Source organism: Azospirillum sp. HJ39 (assembly GCF_041507355.1).
Taxonomy (GTDB): domain Bacteria; phylum Pseudomonadota; class Alphaproteobacteria; order Azospirillales; family Azospirillaceae; genus Azospirillum; species Azospirillum thiophilum.
Window position 1 is genome coordinate 38,630 of sequence record NZ_CP167910.1, and the last position, 18,045, is coordinate 56,674.

15 protein-coding genes are annotated in these 18,045 nt (G+C 71.1%); 8 read left to right on the plus strand and 7 right to left on the minus strand.

Features of this window, described 5'->3' with window-relative positions:
* Window positions 1–165 precede the first annotated feature (165 nt).
* Together ABMY26_RS10820 and ABMY26_RS10825 are read left to right on the plus strand one after the other, a co-directional pair.
* Window positions 166–654: a BON domain-containing protein gene (locus ABMY26_RS10820; RefSeq protein WP_372396249.1), complete on the plus strand. Its 489-nt coding sequence runs from the start codon at window positions 166–168 to the stop codon at window positions 652–654.
* A gap of 164 nt (window positions 655–818) precedes the next feature.
* The gene (locus tag ABMY26_RS10825; protein WP_045585151.1) at window positions 819–1,028 is read left to right on the plus strand and encodes a hypothetical protein; all 210 of its coding nucleotides are present in this window, start codon (window positions 819–821) and stop codon (window positions 1,026–1,028) included.
* A 48-nt stretch (window positions 1,029–1,076) separates the two neighbouring features.
* Here ABMY26_RS10825 and ABMY26_RS10830 read toward each other — a convergent pair whose 3' ends face one another.
* Window positions 1,077–1,466 carry a hypothetical protein gene (locus ABMY26_RS10830; protein WP_372396250.1) on the minus strand — a complete coding sequence of 130 codons (390 nt, stop codon included), beginning with the start codon at window positions 1,464–1,466 and terminating at the stop codon, window positions 1,077–1,079.
* Window positions 1,467–1,702: 236 nt separating this feature from the next.
* Between ABMY26_RS10830 and ABMY26_RS10835 the strand changes: the two genes are divergently transcribed.
* The 5 genes from ABMY26_RS10835 (at window position 1,703) to alkB (ending at window position 7,043) form a co-directional block, all read left to right on the plus strand.
* Window positions 1,703–2,974, plus strand: a complete 1,272-nt coding sequence (locus ABMY26_RS10835) for an allantoate amidohydrolase (RefSeq protein ID WP_372396252.1) — start codon at window positions 1,703–1,705, stop codon at window positions 2,972–2,974.
* A gap of 13 nt (window positions 2,975–2,987) precedes the next feature.
* On the plus strand, window positions 2,988–4,226 hold the full coding sequence (locus ABMY26_RS10840; protein ID WP_372396253.1) for a M20/M25/M40 family metallo-hydrolase: 1,239 nt from the start codon (window positions 2,988–2,990) through the stop codon (window positions 4,224–4,226).
* Between the two features lie 330 nt (window positions 4,227–4,556).
* Window positions 4,557–5,693, plus strand: coding sequence for a bifunctional DNA-binding transcriptional regulator/O6-methylguanine-DNA methyltransferase Ada (gene ada, locus ABMY26_RS10845; RefSeq protein ID WP_372396255.1), 1,137 nt, complete (start codon window positions 4,557–4,559; stop codon window positions 5,691–5,693).
* Window positions 5,694–5,707: 14 nt separating this feature from the next.
* Window positions 5,708–6,397 (plus strand): 2OG-Fe(II) oxygenase, encoded by a 690-nt coding sequence (locus ABMY26_RS10850; RefSeq protein WP_372396256.1) that lies wholly within the window; start codon window positions 5,708–5,710, stop codon window positions 6,395–6,397.
* 4 nt (window positions 6,398–6,401) lie between these two features.
* On the plus strand, window positions 6,402–7,043 hold the full coding sequence (gene alkB, locus ABMY26_RS10855) for a DNA oxidative demethylase AlkB (RefSeq protein WP_372396511.1): 642 nt from the start codon (window positions 6,402–6,404) through the stop codon (window positions 7,041–7,043).
* A gap of 38 nt (window positions 7,044–7,081) precedes the next feature.
* On the opposite strand, the gene ABMY26_RS10860 is transcribed toward alkB, so the two are convergent.
* From ABMY26_RS10860 to ABMY26_RS10885, 6 genes are read right to left on the minus strand one after another with little or no spacing between them, the layout of a single operon-like run.
* On the minus strand, window positions 7,082–8,884 hold the full coding sequence (locus ABMY26_RS10860; protein WP_372396258.1) for an alpha/beta fold hydrolase: 1,803 nt from the start codon (window positions 8,882–8,884) through the stop codon (window positions 7,082–7,084).
* Window positions 8,881–11,448, minus strand: a complete 2,568-nt coding sequence (locus tag ABMY26_RS10865; protein ID WP_372396260.1) for a glycoside hydrolase family 2 protein — start codon at window positions 11,446–11,448, stop codon at window positions 8,881–8,883. The genes ABMY26_RS10860 and ABMY26_RS10865 overlap by 4 nt, the downstream gene beginning before the upstream one ends.
* Before the next feature lie 6 nt (window positions 11,449–11,454).
* The gene (locus ABMY26_RS10870; RefSeq protein WP_372396262.1) at window positions 11,455–12,393 is read right to left on the minus strand and encodes a DUF1839 family protein; all 939 of its coding nucleotides are present in this window, start codon (window positions 12,391–12,393) and stop codon (window positions 11,455–11,457) included.
* 8 nt (window positions 12,394–12,401) lie between these two features.
* On the minus strand, window positions 12,402–13,328 hold the full coding sequence (locus ABMY26_RS10875; RefSeq protein WP_372396264.1) for an amino acid--[acyl-carrier-protein] ligase: 927 nt from the start codon (window positions 13,326–13,328) through the stop codon (window positions 12,402–12,404).
* 30 nt (window positions 13,329–13,358) lie between these two features.
* Complete coding sequence (locus tag ABMY26_RS10880; RefSeq protein WP_372396266.1) at window positions 13,359–14,591, minus strand: acyl-CoA dehydrogenase family protein; 1,233 nt, start codon at window positions 14,589–14,591, stop codon at window positions 13,359–13,361.
* A complete protein-coding gene (locus ABMY26_RS10885; RefSeq protein WP_372396267.1) occupies window positions 14,588–14,926 on the minus strand; it encodes an acyl carrier protein in 339 nt (112 codons plus the stop codon). Before ABMY26_RS10885 ends, ABMY26_RS10880 begins: the two co-directional genes overlap by 4 nt.
* A 488-nt stretch (window positions 14,927–15,414) precedes the next feature.
* On the opposite strand from ABMY26_RS10885, the gene ABMY26_RS10890 reads away from it, so the two are divergent.
* On the plus strand, window positions 15,415–18,045 hold the full coding sequence (locus tag ABMY26_RS10890) for a methyl-accepting chemotaxis protein (RefSeq protein ID WP_372396269.1): 2,631 nt from the start codon (window positions 15,415–15,417) through the stop codon (window positions 18,043–18,045).

Sequence of the window (18,045 nt, forward strand, 5' to 3'; positions counted from 1 at the left end):
CCAAAAGGCTTTCGAACGGAACAGCCGGGCGCGGCCAAGGTTGCGCCATGTTCGGGCCGCTGGCGCCATTCCCCGCGCAACGCTGGCCTGCCGGGCTGTCGGAACGCAAACGGCACGACTTTTGTTGAGAGGTCAGCCCCCTGATTGCACAGGACGGAGACTGCCATGCCCATGCACCGCCATCCCTGGAGCGAGGAGTTCGCCAAGATGAGTCCGGAGGCCCGTTACCGCGGCGTCGGCCCGCGCAACCACCGCCGCTCCGACGACCGCATCCTCGAGGACATCAACGATCGCCTGACCGACGACCACCGCCTCGACGCCTCCGACGTCGGCGTTACGGTGGAGAATGGCGAGGTGACGCTGAGCGGCACCGTGTGCGACCGCGCCGCCCGGCGTCTGGCGGAGGACATCGCGGAGAGCGTCTCCGGCGTCGGCCATGTGCAGAACGACCTGCGCGTCGCCGCCCGGTCCGGGTCCGCCGGGCATGAGGCCGCCCGCTCCGGCGAACGGGTGGAGCCCGCCGCCCCGCAAGGACAGGGCAGCGTTACCGGCCCCGGCGCCCCGGCGCGCGACGCCATGGTCGCGGCGCTCGACAACAGCTCGATGGTGCTGGGCAAGCAGCCGCGGCCGGAGGACGACACCCGGCGCCGCTGAGCGGCATCCCTTCCACCGCTCCCCTTGCGCCGCATGCGCTGCTGCCCTGCGCCGGCATCCGGAAGACCCGATGGCCCGGTTAACTGTTGGTTAACCGGGCGGGACCATTGTCCCGCGGCAAATCGAGTCCCCCTCAAGTCTTCCGGAACAGAGCAGCTGCCATCATGGGCACCAAGACCATCAAGCTTTCCGACAAGGGCGGTTACCGTGACATCGCCCTCGACCAGCTGCCGCGCAACGTCCGCGCCGCGGTGACCGACCTGTCGACCAAGAATCCGGTCGCCGACATCCTCGTCGACCAGTCCGGCATGCTGTACCGCATCCACCTGTCGGCGCCGGCCAACCTGTATGTGGACGTGCTGTCCGTCGCCTGAGGCGACGCAGCGCGACAATGTCCAACGGATCCGAAGGGCGGCTTGCAGCTATTGCAGCCGCCCTTCGTCGTTCCGCCCCTCCAGCCGGGCGAGCGCGCGGTTCAACAGGCGCGGCGGCAGCATGGCGACGGCGCCGTCCCGCACCGCGCGGGCATCCTCCACATCCAGGCCGGTGACGGCAGCCAGTTGGCGGTCGTCGAGCCCGCGATCCTCCGCCAGCAGGGTGATCCATCCCGCCAGCGTGCGGGCCTGGAGCAGCTCGGTGCGGTCGTTGAACCACAGTCCGCCATCCCGGTGCGCACCGGTGCGACCGACGGGCGTTGCGTTTTCGAAAGGCATATCGGGATCGAACGACGTCATGGACGCACCTCCCTTCAGCAGTTTCTTTCGCAGACGCAGCAATTCCAGCCGTTCCCGGCCGCTGTCGTCGGGTTTCATCTATGGATCATCCCGCTTTATTCCAGAGGGTGGTAGCCGTTATTCGGCACTCCCTTCGATAAAGCGGCCGGATTTTGTGCCACGCCATGCCGGACGGCGGCGCAGCGGCGGCAGGACGCGCCTTTTGCGCGTTTCTTTGAAACTGTCTTCGCCGGCCGGGGGCTAGGGCGGGGCCGCGGCTTGGGCGTATAAGCGATGCCAGCATGCCGTTTCCCTTCCGTCATCCGGACCAGCCGATGCCCGTTCCGTCGCAGCCCGCTCAGCCCACTTCCGCCTCCCCGCTGTCCGGACCGGTCCTTCTCGACCGCATCGACGCGCTGGCGGCGATCAGCGCCGAGGACGGCCGGCTGTCGCGCCTCTACCTGACGCCGGAACACCGCCGCGCCAACGATCTGGTGGCCGGCTGGATGCGCGAGGCCGGGATGGCCGTGCGCGAGGACGCCGTCGGCAACATCGTCGGCCGCTACGAGGGCGACCGGCCCGGCCTGCCGGCGCTGCTGATCGGCTCCCACCTCGACACCGTGCGGGATGCCGGGCGCTATGACGGCATGCTGGGGGTGCTGACCGGCATCGCCGTGGTCGCCGACCTCAACGCCCGCGGCCGCCGCCTGCCCTTCGCCGTCGAGGTGATCGGCTTCGGCGACGAGGAGGGCACCCGCTTCCAGTCGACGCTGATCGGCAGCCGCGCCATCGCCGGCAGCTTCGACCCGGCGGTGCTGGAGACGCGCGACACCGCCGGCATCCGGCTGGCCGACGCGATGACGGAATTCGGCCTCGACCCCGCCGCCTGGGCCGCCGCCGCCTACCGGCCGGAGGACGTGCTGGCCTATGCCGAGCTGCACATCGAACAGGGGCCGGTGCTGGAGGCGCTCGGCCGCCCGGTGGGAATCGTCACCGCCATCGCCGGCGCCACCCGCCTGGCGGTGACGGTCGAGGGCATGGCAGGCCATGCCGGCACCGTGCCGATGACGCTGCGCCGCGACGCGCTGGCGGCGTCGGCCGAGATGATCCTGGCGGTCGAACAGCTCTGCTCCGGTCAGGACCGGCTGGTCGGCACCGTCGGCCGGATCGAGGCGTCGCCCGGCGCCACCAACGTCATTCCCGGCAAGGTCCGCTTCACCATCGACCTGCGCGCCGACCGCGATCCGCTGCGGCTGGAGCGGGTGGCCGCCGTCCGCGCCCGCCTGGAGGCCGTCGCCGATGCCCGCGGCGTCGCCATCGGCTTCGAGACCCTGCATGAGAGCCCGGCCGTCGCCTGCCACCCGGCGCTGATGGCGCAGTTCGCCGCCGCAGCGGCGGCGGAAGGGCTGGACGCGCCGGAGCTGCCGAGCGGCGCCGGCCACGACGCGATGGCGGTGGCGGCGCTGACCGGCATCGCCATGCTGTTCGTGCGCTGCGAGCGCGGCATCTCGCACAATCCGGCCGAACGCATCACCGCCGCCGACGCCGAGGCGGGAGCCCGCGTGCTCGCCCGCTTCGTCGAACATTTCCAGCCTGCAAACTCCTGACGGACCGCCTGCCATGACCGACCTGTCCCCCTCCCTCGCCGCCGCGCTCGACGAGGCGGTGAATGCCCGCTTCGACGAGGAGGTCCGCTTCCTGGCGGAGCTGGTGAAGGTGCCGTCCGACAACCCGCCGGGCGACTGCGCGCCCCACGCCGTCCGCGCCGCCGAGCTGCTGGAGGCGATGGGCTTCGCGGTGGAGCGCCACCCGGTGCCGGCCGATCTGGTGCGGGCCAACGGCATGGTCAGCGCCACCAACCTCGTCGTCCGCCACCGCTTCGGCGAAGGCCCAATCGTGGCGCTCAACGCCCATGGCGACGTGGTGCCGCCCGGCGAGGGCTGGTCGAGCGACCCCTACGGCGCCGGGATCCGCGACGGCGTGATGTATGGCCGCGGCGTCGCGGTGTCGAAATCGGACTTCGCGACCTATGCCTTCGCCCTGCGGGCGCTGATCGCCTCCGGGGCGCCGTTGAAGGGCGCGGTCGAGCTGCACCTGACCTACGACGAGGAGGCCGGCGGCGAGATCGGGCCGAAATGGCTGCTCGACCAGGGAATTTCCAAGCCGGATTATGCGGTGTCGGCCAGCTTCGCCTATTCGGTGGTGACCGGGCACAATGGCTGCCTGCATCTGGAGGTGCAGGTCGACGGCAAGTCCGCCCATGCCGCCCGTCCCGACACCGGCCACGACGCGCTGGAGGCGGCGACCGGAATCCTGGCCGCGCTCTACGCCCACCGGCCGGAGCTTGCCGCGCGCCGCTCCGCCGTCGCCGGCATCACCAGCCCGTCGCTGACCGTCGGGCTGATCCAGGGCGGCATCAACACCAACGTGGTGCCCGACCGCGTCACCGTCCGCCTCGACCGCCGCATGATCCCGGAAGAGAACCCGGCGGAGGTGGAGGCAGAACTGCGCGCCCTGATCGAGCGGGCCGCCGCCGGGCGCGAGGGCATCCGCGTCACCATCCGCCGCATCCTGCTGGCCCGTCCCTTCCGGTCGGTCGGCGACGCGCCGCGTCTGGCCGCGCTGTTCGCCCGCCATGCCGAAACGGTGCTGGGGATGCCGGTCGGCCAGACCGGCATCCCGCTCTACACCGACGCCCGCCATTATTCGGAGGCCGGCATCCCCACCATCCTCTACGGCGCCGGCCCGCGCGACCTGCTGGAGGCCAACGGCCACCGCGCCGACGAGAAGCTGGTGCTGGAGGATCTGCGCAAGGCGACCCGGGTGGTGGCGCGGGCCCTGGCGGAGCTGCTGGGCTGAGCACCGGCCGGTGCCGGAAGGGATCTCGGGACGGTCGGCTTTCACGACCGCCCCCGATTGCCCGGCGGCACCGCGACTTCCTCCCGGTGGAGCGGAACCGGCCGTTGCTTCCCCTAGCCGACTGGTTCGAATGCCGCTTGGCGAGCCCGATCCACGTCGGGCATGCGGTAAGTCTTCTCCTCGATCTCCGTCTCTGCCGCCGCCCCGGAACCGGCTGGTCGCGGACCGGGGCGATGGCCCTATATTTGGATTTGAAAGCAAGAGCCGGAGTGTGAGGCCGGGCGGCAAACGGCATCGTCTGGCAATCGAACCACACAAGGGAGCCGTCGGATGGCCAGGACAATGGAACATGCGAAGGGCAGCCGAGGGCTGCCTGTCGCCGAGGATCCCCGCTGGGCGCGTGTGCTGGCGCGTGACAGGACCGCCGACGGCCAGTTCTGGTATTCCGTGGCGACGACGGGCGTCTATTGCCGGCCTTCCTGCCCGTCGCGCCCCGCCAACCCGGAGAATGTCGGCCTCCACGAAACCTTGGAAGCCGCCAGGGCGACCGGTTTCCGGCCGTGCAAGCGGTGCAAGCCGGATGGCCCCTCCCTTGACGCCGAAAATGCCGCCATCGTCGCGAAGGCGTGCCGGCTGATCGAGAGCAGCGACGCGCCCCCCTCACTGGCCGACCTCGCCGCCGCGGTCGGGCGCAGCCCCGGCTACCTGCATCGCCTCTTCAAGGCATCCACCGGCCTCACCCCCAAGGATTATGCGGTTGGCCGTCGCGCAGCCCGGGTTCGGGACAACCTCACCGCGGACAACACGGTAACGGAGGCGATCTACGACGCCGGGTTCAATTCGAGCGGCCGGTTCTACGAGAAGTCCACGGAAATGCTCGGCATGACGCCGTCCCGCTATCGCGCGGGTGGCGAGAATGAGGACATCAGGTTCGCGGTCGGTGCCTCCTCCCTTGGCGCCATCCTTGTCGCCTCGAGCGCCAAGGGCGTCGCGGCGATCCTCATCGGCGACGACCCCGACGACCTCGCGCGCGATCTCCAGGACCGTTTCCCGAAGGCGCGGCTGATCGGCGGCGATGCGCAGTACGAGGCTTTGGTCGCCAAGGTCGTCGGCTTGGTGGAAGCTCCAGGATTGGGCCTCGACCTTCCCCTGGACGTGCGGGGAACCGCCTTCCAGCAGAGGGTGTGGCAGGCCCTGCGCGAGATACCGGCGGGCGAAACGGCATCCTACACCGATATCGCGCTCAGGATCGGCCTGCCCAAGGCCGTCCGTGCCGTTGCCGGTGCCTGTGCCGCGAACAACATCGCCCTGGCCATCCCCTGTCACCGGGTGGTGAGGAACGACGGCGCGCTGTCCGGCTACGCCTGGGGCGTCGAGCGCAAGAGGACGTTTCTGGAGCGCGAGAAACCCGCCCTGGGGCCTCGACCGGCCGCCGGCCCCGGGGAAGGTGGAATGAAGGCGGAATGATGAGGGACGCGCGCATGGAAAGGATCGATTGGGCCGGGATTTCTGCGGAGCTGGATGCCCAAGGCTGGGCGGTGTTCCCACAGCTGTTGACAGCGAGCGAATGCGACGGGATCGCCGGACTGTACGGCGATGGCGCTGCCTTCCGAAACCATGTCATCATGGCGCGTCACGGGTTCGGGCAAGGGGAATATCGTTATTTTTCCTATCCCCTGCCCGACTTGATCCAGCGGCTCAGGACCGCGCTCTACTCCCGCCTCTCGCCGATTGCGAACAGGTGGAGCGAGCGGATGGGGATCGACGTGCGCTTTCCCGACGACCATTCCGATTTCCTCGAGCGCTGCCATGACTCCGGACAAACCAGGCCGACGCCATTGCTGCTGCAATACGGTCCCGGCGACTACAACTGCCTGCACCGGGATCTGTATGGGGAACATGTTTTCCCCTTGCAGGTCGCGATCCTGCTTTCCAATCCGGGGGAGGATTTCGAGGGCGGTGAATTCGTTCTGACGGAGCAGCGGCCGAGGATGCAGACCCGTCCGGCCGTGGTGCCGCTTTCAAAGGGAGATGCGGTCGTGTTCGCCGTCAACAGCCGGCCGCATCGCGGCAGCAAGGGCGACCACCGCGTCATGCTGCGTCATGGCGTAAGCAAGCTTCGCAAGGGACGCCGCCACACGGTCGGGATCATCTTTCATGACGCCGCGTGAGAGGATGAGCGAAACTGACCTTTTCGGCGACGAGGAACGGACCAACCCGCTCGCGGCGGGTGCGGTCCACCTCACGGCGTTCGCCCGCCCGGTTCAGAACGACCTGCTGGACGCCATCGCGAGAATTTCCGAGGCTGCGCCCTTCAGGCACATGACAACCCCCGGCGGCTGGCGGATGTCCGTCGCAATGACCAACTGCGGCGATGCCGGATGGGTGACGGATCGGACAGGCTATCGCTACGATGCCCGCGATCCTGAAACGGGCCGGCCATGGCCTGCAATGCCCGAGGCCTTCGCCATGCTGGCACGCCGGGCCGCCGGGAAGGCCGGCTTCGCCGGCTTCGACCCGGACGCCTGTCTGGTCAATCGCTATGAGCCCGGCTCGCGGCTGTCGCTGCATCAGGACCGCAACGAGCGGGACTTAGACTGTCCGATCGTCTCCGTGTCGCTCGGCCTCACCGCCACCTTCCTGTGGGGCGGCCTCAGCCGCTCCGAACGGCCTCGACGGGTTCGCCTCATCCATGGCGACGTCGTCGTCTGGGGAGGGCCCGCGCGGATGACGTTTCATGGTGTCGATACCCTGAAGGATGGCGACAGTCCCATCGGCCCCCTCCGGTACAACCTCACATTCCGACGAGCCCGGTAACACCCCCGGGAAAGCGGTCCGCCCAACGACGTCTCCCCCTACCCCACCCGTTCGCCCGACGGCAGGCCGGGCGGAACCCCCGGCGGCAGCCCCAGCTCCCAGCCGCCCAGGCAGGCCGGGTCCGTGCCGGCCTGGGCGGGGCAGTCGATCGCCGCAAGGTGGCGGTCGATCAGCCGGTCCAGCCGGTCGCGCGCCTCCCACACCGTCACGCTGTGGTCGGAACGGTCGAGATAGACCACCTCGATCCCTGGCAGCCCGTCGAGCGCACGGCCGTTCTCACCCAGATGCAGGTAGAATTCGGCGAGCGTCATGTCGTCGCTGCCATAGACCACCAGCACCCGCCGCCCTTCGGCCGACAGGCGGCGGAACATGCGCTGCGCGTGGCGGGTCAGGCCGGTGCGGATCAGCGCCCGGCGGAGGAAGCGGGCCGCCAGCCGCCCGGCCAGTCCCATCAGCCGGGCGCGGTTGCGGAAGCTGGCGCGCAGGCGGGCCGGCTTCAGCGCCTCGCGCAGATACTCCCTGGTGGACCGGTGGGCGACCGTCCGCATCAGCTCGGTCACGGCGGTGCCGCCGCCCAGCTCGAACCGGCCGGGGTTCAGCGCGATCTGCCCGACCACCCGGTCGTCGCCCAACCCGGCATGCAGGGCCGGCGTGCCGCCGGCGCACAGGCCGATGACGACGACGCGCTCGTGCCCCTGGCGCTCCAGCCAGTCCAGCGCGGCGCGCACGTCGGCGACGACCTCGCGGTTGTAGAGCAGGTTGTCGGGTGTCCCCGGCCGGTCGGGGCTGTCGCCGATGCCGGCCGCGTCGATCCGGAGCGAGGCATGGCCGCGCGCCGCCAGCCGCCGGGCCTGCACCACCGTGGCGCGGCCGGAGCCGACATGGTGGGTGGCGCCGCTGTTCAGGAACAGGATGGCCGGCCGGCTGCCGGCCGGCCCGGCCAGCACCGGGGTGCAGTAGATGCCGAACAGCTCCGGCGCCGTCCCGAAGAAGACCGGGCGCTCGACCGCGGTCGCCGTCATCAGCCCGGCCGGGCGGTCCGGCGGCGGGGTGGCGCCGGCGGCGACGGGGGCCGTGGCGATCCAGGCCAGGACGGGCTCGAACACCGCGGCGGCGCGGGCACGCTGCGGCTGCTGCGTCAGTTCGATCATGCCGCCGAGGCCCATCGGCTCGGCCATGGCGCCCAGCGTCCGCCAGCGCGCCGCCAGCCGCACCGACGCCTTGGCCTCCGGCCGGTCGGCGATCAGGATGCGCGGGGCCGGCACCGCCGGCCGGTCGCAGGGATCGAGCCCGCCAAGCGCCAGCGCGGTTTCCGGCGTCAGCGGCATGCCGATCACGTTCAGCCAGGACGCGCGCTCCGGCGGCTCCGGGTTGCAGGTCGGACGCAGCACCATGGTCGCCAGCGTCTGCAGCTCGCGCACCGCCTTGCGGCCGGAGGTGATGGGCGACAGCAGGACCAGCCGGTCGATTCCCTGCCCCTCCTCCGCCAGTTCCAGCGCCGCCGCCGTGGCGAGCAGCCCGCCCATGCGGAAGCCGACCAGGACCAGTTCGGTGACGCCGGTGTCCTCGCGCAGGCGGCGGACCGCCGCCTTGATCCCGTCCAGCCAGGCGCGCACCCGGTCGGGCTCGCTGTCGTCCCCGGATGAGTCGCCGGATCCCGGATAGTCGAAGCGCAAGGTGGGCAGGCCAGCCGCCGCCAGCCTTTCAGCGAAGCTCTTCCAGGCGCGATGGGCGCAGAGCTCCTCATGCCCGTAGGGACCGCACAGGACGACTCCCCGCAGCCCGTCCGCCGGATGCAGCCATCCGAAACACCCATCGAACACCACCGGTGTCGGCTTCATGCGTTCCCCCTGTAGCGGACGGGAGCCTGCGCGTTCAGCGCATGGACCTCGCCATCCGGCAACCAGCCCCCGGCCGGTGCCGTGCCGTCCGTGACACCCAACCCCGCACCCCCCCGCCTTCCGGCTTGACGGGGCTGCAGACGAACCACCCGTTCGGTGCCGGGCGGCAGATGAAACCAGGACTCCTCCGCCTGGAACCGCTCGTCCTCGACATGGACCGAACAGGCGAACCGCTTGGTGGAAAGCCGCAACTCCCACTGGTCCCCCTGGCGCCCGACCACGGCCGTCAGGCCGGGATCGACACGGGGCAGCGACCGACCCCCTGGAAAATAATGAACCTCGTCAATCGGTTCCATGCCCCTTTCGGCGGACAGCAATTGCGCCGTCACCACATCGTGCGGGATCGGCCCGAACCTGTAGGTGTAGGTTGTGTCGAAAAAGCGGTCGGACAGCGCCGCCGCGGCAAGAGCGACCGCCCCCCGCGCCGGCAGCGTCACCGGACGCTCGGCCTTCAGCACCGGGACCGCCCCGTCGCGCCATGCCGTCAGGCGCAGCAGCGCCTCGACCGGCCGCGGGCCGTCATTGACCAGATGGACGGCCAGCCCGTTCACCCCCTCGTCGGTCAGGATGACCCGCTGCGGGCGGAAGGCGCGCTTCAGCGCGTGCCAGGCCGGCTTCGGCGTGCCGTCGGCGGCGACCACCCCCCAGCCGGCGCCATGCCCCCGACCGGCCCCCGGCCAGGGATCGCGCCATTGCCAGACCAGCCCGCCGGCGCAGCCCGACCCGGCCCGGCGCCACTCGTCGAACACCGCCTGCATCACTTCGCCGGTCACAGCGCGCGACAGCCGGCGGTAGCGGTCCGGATCCTCGTGGCGCAGCCGGCGCGGGTCCACCGCGTACAGCGCCTCCAGGTAATGTTCGCGCACATCCTCGAAGTCCCAGGAGGCGCCGGGATCGCGCGGCACCCCCTCCTTCCAGCGCGGATGGTGCAGCGCCGGGACTCCCGCCTGGGCGCCCGTTTGCCCGCCCTCCGGCAGGTTGGAGAAGGCGAGGCATTCGGCTGCGAAGCGCACCCCCGCCCGCCGGGCGTCCTCCAGCGGCCTCATGTAGGCGCCGACGCCGTAATAATGGGTCACGCCGGCATCGGCGACGAAGGGCAGCGCCCCGCCGCTGGGCGAGTTCGCCACCCGGACCAGATCGGGCCGCAACCACGCCGCCGTCTCCTCGATCACGGCGGTCAGCGCCGGCTGGGTCCAGGAGGCGCGCGGCAGGCCCAGCATGGCCGCCTGCTGCTCCATCTCGCTGCCACCGCACAGCACCGCCAGCGACGGCGAGGCCTGGGTCCGGTCGAGCAGCTGCGCGACCTCCGCCCGCAGGCTCTCCAGGAAGGCCGGGTCGGTCGGATAGTCGAAATTGGCGAGCATGGCGTCCTGCCAGACCAGGATGCCCAGCTCGTCGCACAGCTCGAAGAAGGCGTCGCCCTCATACAGCATGGTGCCGCCGACCCGGACCATGTTGGCCCCGGCCTCATGCATCCGGCGCAGCTCCGGCTCATAGGCGGCACGGCCGGCCGGCAGCGCGACGAGATCGACCGGCACCCAGCAGCCGCCCCGGCAAAACACGCGCTCGCCGTTCACCAGCAGGGCGAAGCCGTCGCCGTCGGGACCGCGGTCGACGGCGAGCGAGCGGAAGCCGACGCGCCCCAGATCGACCGTCACCGCGCCGATGCGGGCGGCCACGCCGTGCAGAACCGGCTCGCCATGGGTGTGCGGCCACCAGGGCTCGACGCCGGGCAGGGTCAGGTCGGCGCGGAAGGCGTCGATCCCGCCATCGGTTCCATCGAAGACCAGCGGCGCCACCCGGCCGGCGACCTCGACCGAGCCCGTCATGCCGGCCGCCATCCCGGCCGGGACGCCCTCCACCGTCAGCCGCAGCGCCAGCCGGCCGTCGCGCCCGTCGTAACTGCTGCGCAGGTCGGCGGCCAGCACGCGGAAAGGGCCGGTTTCCTCGACCAGCTCGACCGGCCGGTAGGGGCCGACGGCATGGACCGGCGGGCACCAGCCCGGCATATGGCCGAGCAGCGTGGTGCGGACGAAACGCAACGCCGCCGGCTCGGCCAGCTTCGGCCGCCAGCGGGCGCGGCCCTTTTTCGCAGCCAGCACCGGGTAGAGCGCGTGGAAGCGGATGGCCAGCTCCGCCTCGCCGTCCAGCGTCACCGGCACCTCATGGGCCAGGAACATGCTGTCGGAGGTCAGGATGCGCTCCCCGTCCAGCAGCACCTCGGCGATGGTGGCGAGGCCGTGGAAGCGCAGGATGCGGGGACCGTGCCCGGACAACCGTCGGCGGTAGAGGAAGTCCCGGTCATGCAGCGCGGCTGGTGCCTCGGCCGACCACAGCCCGGCGGCCTGGAGCGCCTGCGCGGCGGTGCCGGGAACCGGCGCCGGGAACCGCTCCCCGCTTTCCTCCCCGCCGGGCGCCTCCCCGCCGGGCGCGCAGGGCGCCATCGTCCACCCCTCGGTGAGGGCGGTGATCCGTTGTCCGGTGACCGATCGGATGCGCGCCATCGCCCGTCACCCGCAGCGGCGGGCCAGACCGCCCAATGCGCTGTCGTAGGCACGCTCCAGCCGGTCGAAGCCGCCGCTCAGGTCGGGCGCCTTGCGCCTCGCCACCGTGCGGGCGAGCTGGAACTGCATCGCCTTGGTGCCCTCGGCGACCGACCGGCAGGCCTCCTCCACCTCGGCAGGACCGTCGAGCCAGCGGACATGGGCGCCCAACAGCTCGAAATTGGCGCCGAGCTGGCGCAGCAGGTTGAAGGCGTAGAGGTGGAAATACTCCATCGGCCGGGCCAGCAGCCGGTCCAGATGCTCCGGGAAGGCGGCGCGATAGGCCGCCACCGGGTTGCCCACCGGCCGGCGGGCCAGATGGCGGCGCAGCAGCTCCAGCGACGCTCCCACCAGCGCCCGGCCTTCCAACGGTCGGGCCGCCGGCTTCACGAACTCCACATAGGGGTACAGCGGCCCGGCCGCCGCGGCCATGACGCCCTCGTAGTCGGCGCCCTCCAGCCGGTGGAAGCCGGCATTGTGGAAATAGTCCATCGTCCGTGCTGCCGGGTCGAGGCGGGTGATGCCGACCGTGGTCTTGACATGGGTGGTGCCGTAGGAGGTGCCGCGGGTGTCCGGAAGGTGGAAGCCGTCGACCTCCACCAGCACCAGCCGGCCGCGCGCCGCCTGCTCCGCCACATGGGCCTCGACCGCCTCGTAGATCGCCAGCTCCTGCACCCGCAGGCCGTACAGGGTTTCCAGGTCCTCCAGCGGCACCTTGAAGAAGGTGAACTGGTCGCCCTCGAAATCCTGGGTGACGGTGAATCCCAGCATCGCCAGCGGCTCCAGCCCGCGGGCGTGCAGCGCCTCGATCCACAAATCGACGTAGCAGTTGGTCTCCGGCCAGATGCGCTCGCCACGGTGGAGGGAATGGCAGTCGTAGCCGTCGGGGCGATGCGCGGTCCACATGGCGCCCGTCAGCCCCACAGCAGCTTGCGGACCGCCGCCGGCCATTGCCCGGTGTCGAAGCCGTGGTGGCGGAACAGCGCCAGCGCCACCCGCTCCATGCCGAAGCCGACGCAGGCGGTGTGGGCCACGCCGCCATCCGCCGTCCGGATGTCCCAGAGATGGCCGAAATGGTCCTGGTGGTAGTTGAAGCTGAGGCAGGCGGTCGGCTTCTCGCTGCTGGTGATCGGGATCAGCAGCTCGAACTTCAGCTTCTGCTCGCGCTGGCTGCTCGACAGCATGGCGCCGGCCCGGCCGAAGAAGGGGTCGTTGGCGACGTCGATCTCCAGCGGCACCTCCAGCGAGGCCATCATCCCGCGCCCGCGCTCCAGCCACAGCTCGCGGAACTCGACGACCTGGTCGGCCGTGCCGATGCGGATGTATTCGCGCATGCGGAACAGCTGCATGCGGGCGGGGTCGATCGACGGCTCATGGCGGAAACAGTAGGAGAAGACGTCGATCAGCCGGCCCTCGCCGGGCAGCGGGCCGCGCCGGGCGACGGTCGGATAGACCGGATAGCAGGCGGCCGGCGTCATCACCACGTCGGTCGCCGCCTGATCCTCGGTCCAGTCCTGCCCCTCCTCCAGCCGGCGCAGCAGGCTGCGGTGCGCCTTCTCGTCGCCTGCGAAGCTGTGGATGGTGCCGGCCAGATGGGGAAAGCTCTTCAGATACTCGCTCTCCTCCAGATGGCGGCGGTTCAGCGCCGGGGGGAAGCGCATCACTTCCGCCCCGTCCCCGCCGCCCCAGCGGGTGACCAGCGCGTCGAAGCGCTCCACCACCTCCTCGAACGACCCGCTGCGGCCATAGAGGCCGTCGACGCCGGTCGGGATCAGCAGGCCGGCTTCCACCAGCTCGTCGCGATAGGCGGCATGGGCCGTGGCGGCGTCCAGCATGTTCATTTGTCCACCCTGTTCATTCGGCCATCCCGTTCATTCGAAAGGCCCCGACCCATCGCGCTGGACGAGAAGCTGCGTGGCGACATGCGACATGATGCGGTCGTTGCCGATCATCAGTGCGGCGGAATGGGCGTCGCGCAGATGGCGGCCCAGGCTGTAGGGGGTATCGTTGCGGTAGCCGGCCAGCCCGCAGGTGCGGATCGCCGCCTCGACCACCTCGCGCACCAGCTCCGACGTCGTGACCTTCAGCGTGGCCATGGCGGTGGCGAAGGGCAGCCCGCTCAGCAGCTCCGGCGAGCCGCAGGCCAGTTCGTAGCGGCTGATCGCGGCCAGGATGACCGCCTTCATCTGCTGGAGCTTCGCCGTCGCCTCGGCCAGCCGCACCGCCGAGGCCGGCGTGGTGCCCGGCTTGCGCCTGGCCTCCGCCCGGACGAAGGCGCGGGCGCGGCTGACCGCGTCGGCGGCGATGCCGAGCCAGCAGCTGCTCCACAGGATGTGGGTGACCGGCAGCATGGTCTGGGCCGACAGGTCGGCATAGGGCAGCGGCAGGATCTGGTCGATGACGCCCGACGCCTCCAGGCGGTAGCCGTCGGAACAGGTGCCGCGCATCCCCATCGCGTCCCACAGCGTCGTCTTCTCCAGCCGGAAATCGTCCCTGGACAGCACCACCAGCACCTGATCGGACGAGGGAGAGTCCGGGGTGCGCCGTGCCGTGACCAGGATCGCGTCCGACTGGTCGCCGTAGGAAATGACCGAGGCGTTCTTCGCCAGGGTGAAGCGGCCGGCCCCGGCCTCCTGGTCCACCGTGACGGCGCAGACGCTGTTGCGGATGTCGCCGCCGGTCTCCGCCTCGGTCGTGGCGGAGCCCAGCAGCAGCTGTTCGGCGGCGATGCGCGCCATCAGGCCGCGGTGCCAGCCGTTCCCGCCATGGTTGACCAGACAGGCGACCTGGATCTGGTGCATGGCGTGGATCATGCCGGTGGAGCCGCAGCCACGGGCCAGCGCGTGGCAGGCCGCCGCCACCTCGAACAGAGAGGCGCCGCCGCCGCCGAGTTCCGCCGGCACCATGGCGCCGAGCAGCCGCTCGGCGCGCAGGGCGTCGAACGCCTCGGCCGGGAAACGGCCGTCGCGGTCGACCGCATCGGCATGGCGTGCCGCGATTTCGGCCCCGATGACCCGCGCCCGCGCCGCCACGCCGCCATGAGCGGCCCAGTCGGCGGCCTTTCCGGCAACCCGATCGGTTGCCCCGGCCGGGACGGCGCTCACGCCGCTCCCCCATCCGTCAGGCCGCGCATGGCGTCGCGGATCGTGGCGATGCTCTCGAAGGTGCGGCGGTTCAGCAGCCGTTCGGGAAACTCGACGTCGAACTGTTCCTCCAGCCCCAGCATCAGCCCGACGCAGCCATGGGAGGTGAGGCCGGCGGCGTAGAGGTCGTCATCGACGGCCAGCGTGCCGGCATCGACCGCCAGCCCGCCGCACTCGGCCAGCACGGAGCGGATGTCGTCGATCATCGTGTCGCCGCTCCCGCCGGCCGGAGAGCCGCCGAAGGACGAACCGTCGAAGGACGAAGCGGCGAAAGGCGGACTGACATCCTGCGGCATTCTTGCGATCCTCTGGAAACCATTGACCTCAAGCTAGCCACGCCACCCCGGTGCTTCCACTCGGCATCGGTATGGCCGCATGGCTATCCATGTGATGAAAACCATCACCGGTGGGGGTAAGCACAGGGTAGGGTCGGCCGTTGGCCCCGGTTCCGCTCCTGCCGACCGTCATGGGCGCCGCCGCCCGGCCGACTGCCCGCCTATGCCCCGCAACTTTCCCACAGGCGGAAATTTTCAGGCCTATACCGCCCCTTGTTTCATTGGATGGAACCCGCGCTGCAATCTTTTCGCTACTGCGGAAAAAGCCATTGACGGAGCATGGGCGGATGGAAACCATGCAAGGGCCGATGTGACCGATGGTCGCAAGGGCTCCGCAATGCTTGCAGTTCCGAAATCGCGGTCAACGCGGGCTTGCGCCAATCCACCCCGCAACCGTACCCGCCGTGCCGCGTCCACCGCGCCACATCCGTTCCGAGGGATCACACGCCATGGCCATCGCCGCTTCCGCCACGTCAAACGGCACCCCACCCGGCACCGGCCGGCGTAGCCTTGGCGTCCGGGCGAAGCTGCTGCTGGCCTTCGCCGGCATGGCGGCGATGACGGTGGCGGCCAGCGCGGTCGGGCTGATGTCCTTCTCCGCGGTGGAAGCGCCGATGGAGCAGATCGCCGACACCAGCCTGCCGGAGATGGAGCTGGCGACCCGGCTGGCCGGGGAAAGCGGCCGCATCGCGTCGGCCGCCCCCGCGCTCGACGGCGCCGCCAGCCAGGAGGAGCGGGAGCGCATCAAGGCCGAGACGGCCAAGGACGCCCGCGACTTCCTCGCGCTGGTCGACGAGCTGGCCCGGCGCCGGCCGCAGGATCCGCTGCTGGGAGAGGTGCGCGACACCGGCAACGCGCTGATCGGCACGCTCGACCGCGTCAATGACGGGGTTTCCCACCGGCTTTCGCTGCGCGACCGGCGCGAGGCGGCCGGCGGCCGGCTGGCCCAGTCCTACGACGGTTTCCTGAAGACGCTGGCCCCGCTGGTCGACGGCGCCGGCAACGCCCTGCAGGAAAAGGGCATGGCGCTGGACGGCGGCACCGACCGCGACATGGGGGCGCTGTCCGACGCGGTGCGCTCGATGATCGCGCTCTACGACCTGCGCGGCAGCATCGCCGGTGCGCTCGACGCCATGAACCGGTCCGGCACCGCCCCGGACGCCAAGACCATCATCGAGCTGCAGCAGGCCTATCTGGAATCCTCCTCCCAGGTCAGCGCCTCGCTCGGCACGCTGGGCGACCGCGTGGCGCCGGACACCGGTGCCAGGATCGACGCGCTGTTCCTCTTCGGCTACGGCAAGGACAATGTCTTCGACCTGCGCCGCGCTGCGCTGGACGGCACCGAGAACAGCAGCGGCGCGGTCGACCGCCGGCTGGCCGACCGGCTGGCCGATGCGCGGGCGCAGGCAGCCCAGCTGCTCGACGGGCTGAAGGCGCCGCTGCGCAAGGTGCAGAGCGACATCAAGCGCGCCAATTTCGACGTCCGCTCCCAGATCCAGGAGGCGATGCAGGATCTGCTGGGCAGCGGGCTGGAGCGGTTCCGCACCTATCTGGAGCTGTCGACCTACGGCACCGCCCTGACCGGCGCGCTGAACGAGGCGGCGCAGGCCCCCGACGCCGCCCGGCTGGATCTGCTGGAGAAGCGCTTCTCCGCCGCGTCGTCGGCTCTCTACGAACGGGTCGGCAAGCTCCGCGGCGACGTCGGCGGCGACGCCGAGGGCAACGAGGTGCTGGCCGCGCTGGCGCGGGCGCTGGCCGGCTTCGGCCGGGGCGAGGAGGGCATCGTCTCGCTGCGCCGGGCCGAGCTGGCGGCGGCGGCCGACACCGGCCGGGTGCTGGCGGAAAGCCGCCTGCTGGCCCAGAGCTTCGCCGCCACCGTCGACCGCCAGATCGCCGCCATGCGGGACGAGGCCAAGGCCGCCGTCGCCGGCACCGGCGGCACCATCGACGCCGGCCGCCGCATGCTGATCCTGTTCGCCGCCGGCAGCCTGGTCGGCGCGGTGGCGCTGGCCTGGCTGGTCGTCGGCCGCCACATCGTCGCCCGCCTGAGCGCCCTGTCGGATGCCATGCGCGCCATTGCCGCCGGCAACCTCGACGCCGCCATTCCCGCCGCCGGCTCCGACGAGATCGGCGACATGACCCGCGCCCTGACCGTCTTCCGCGACACCGCCACCGAGGCGAAGGCCGCCAGCGCCCGCATCGAGGCCGAACGCGGCCGCGCCGCCGGCGAGCGCCGCCGCGCCATGGTCGAGATGGCGGAGAATTTCGAGAGCAGCGTCCGCGGCGTGCTCGACCGCGTGGCCCAGGCCGCCGGCGAGATGCAGGACATGGCCGAGCGGATGACCCGCAGCGCCGACCTCACCGCCGGGGAGGCCACGACCGCCGCCGGCAGCTCCCAGCAGGCGGAAGGCAACGTCAAGGCGGTGGCCGCCGCGACCGAGGAGCTGTCCGCCTCCATCCAGGAGATCGGCTCGCAGGTCCACGCCTCCAGCCGCATCGTCCGCCAGGCCGCCGACGAGGCCGAGCGCACCGACCGCACGGTCGAGGGGCTGGCGCAGACCGCCGGCCGCATCGGCGAGGTGGTCGGGCTGATCCAGTCCATCGCCGGCCAGACCAACCTGCTGGCGCTCAACGCCACCATCGAGGCAGCCCGCGCCGGAGAAGCCGGCAAGGGCTTCGCCGTGGTGGCGTCGGAGGTGAAGGGGCTGGCGACCCAGACCGCCAAGGCGACCGAGGACATCTCCGCCCAGATCGCCGCCATGCAGGCGGTGACGCAGGAGGCGGTGGACGCCATCCGCTCCATCGCCGTCACCATCCGCGAGGTCAACGAGATCTCGGCCACCATCGCCGCCGCTGTGGAACAGCAGAGCGCCGCCACCCGCGAGATCGCCCGCAATGTCGGCGAGGCGGCCGACAGCACCCGCCATGTCCGCGGCAACATCGACAGCGTCGCCGACGCGGCGCGGGAGTCGGGGGAATCGGCCAACCGCGTGCTGTCGGCCTCCTCGACCGTGCAGGGCCAGCTGCGGTCGCTGGCCGGTCAGGTCGATGCGCTGGTCGACGGGATGCGGGCGGCCTGA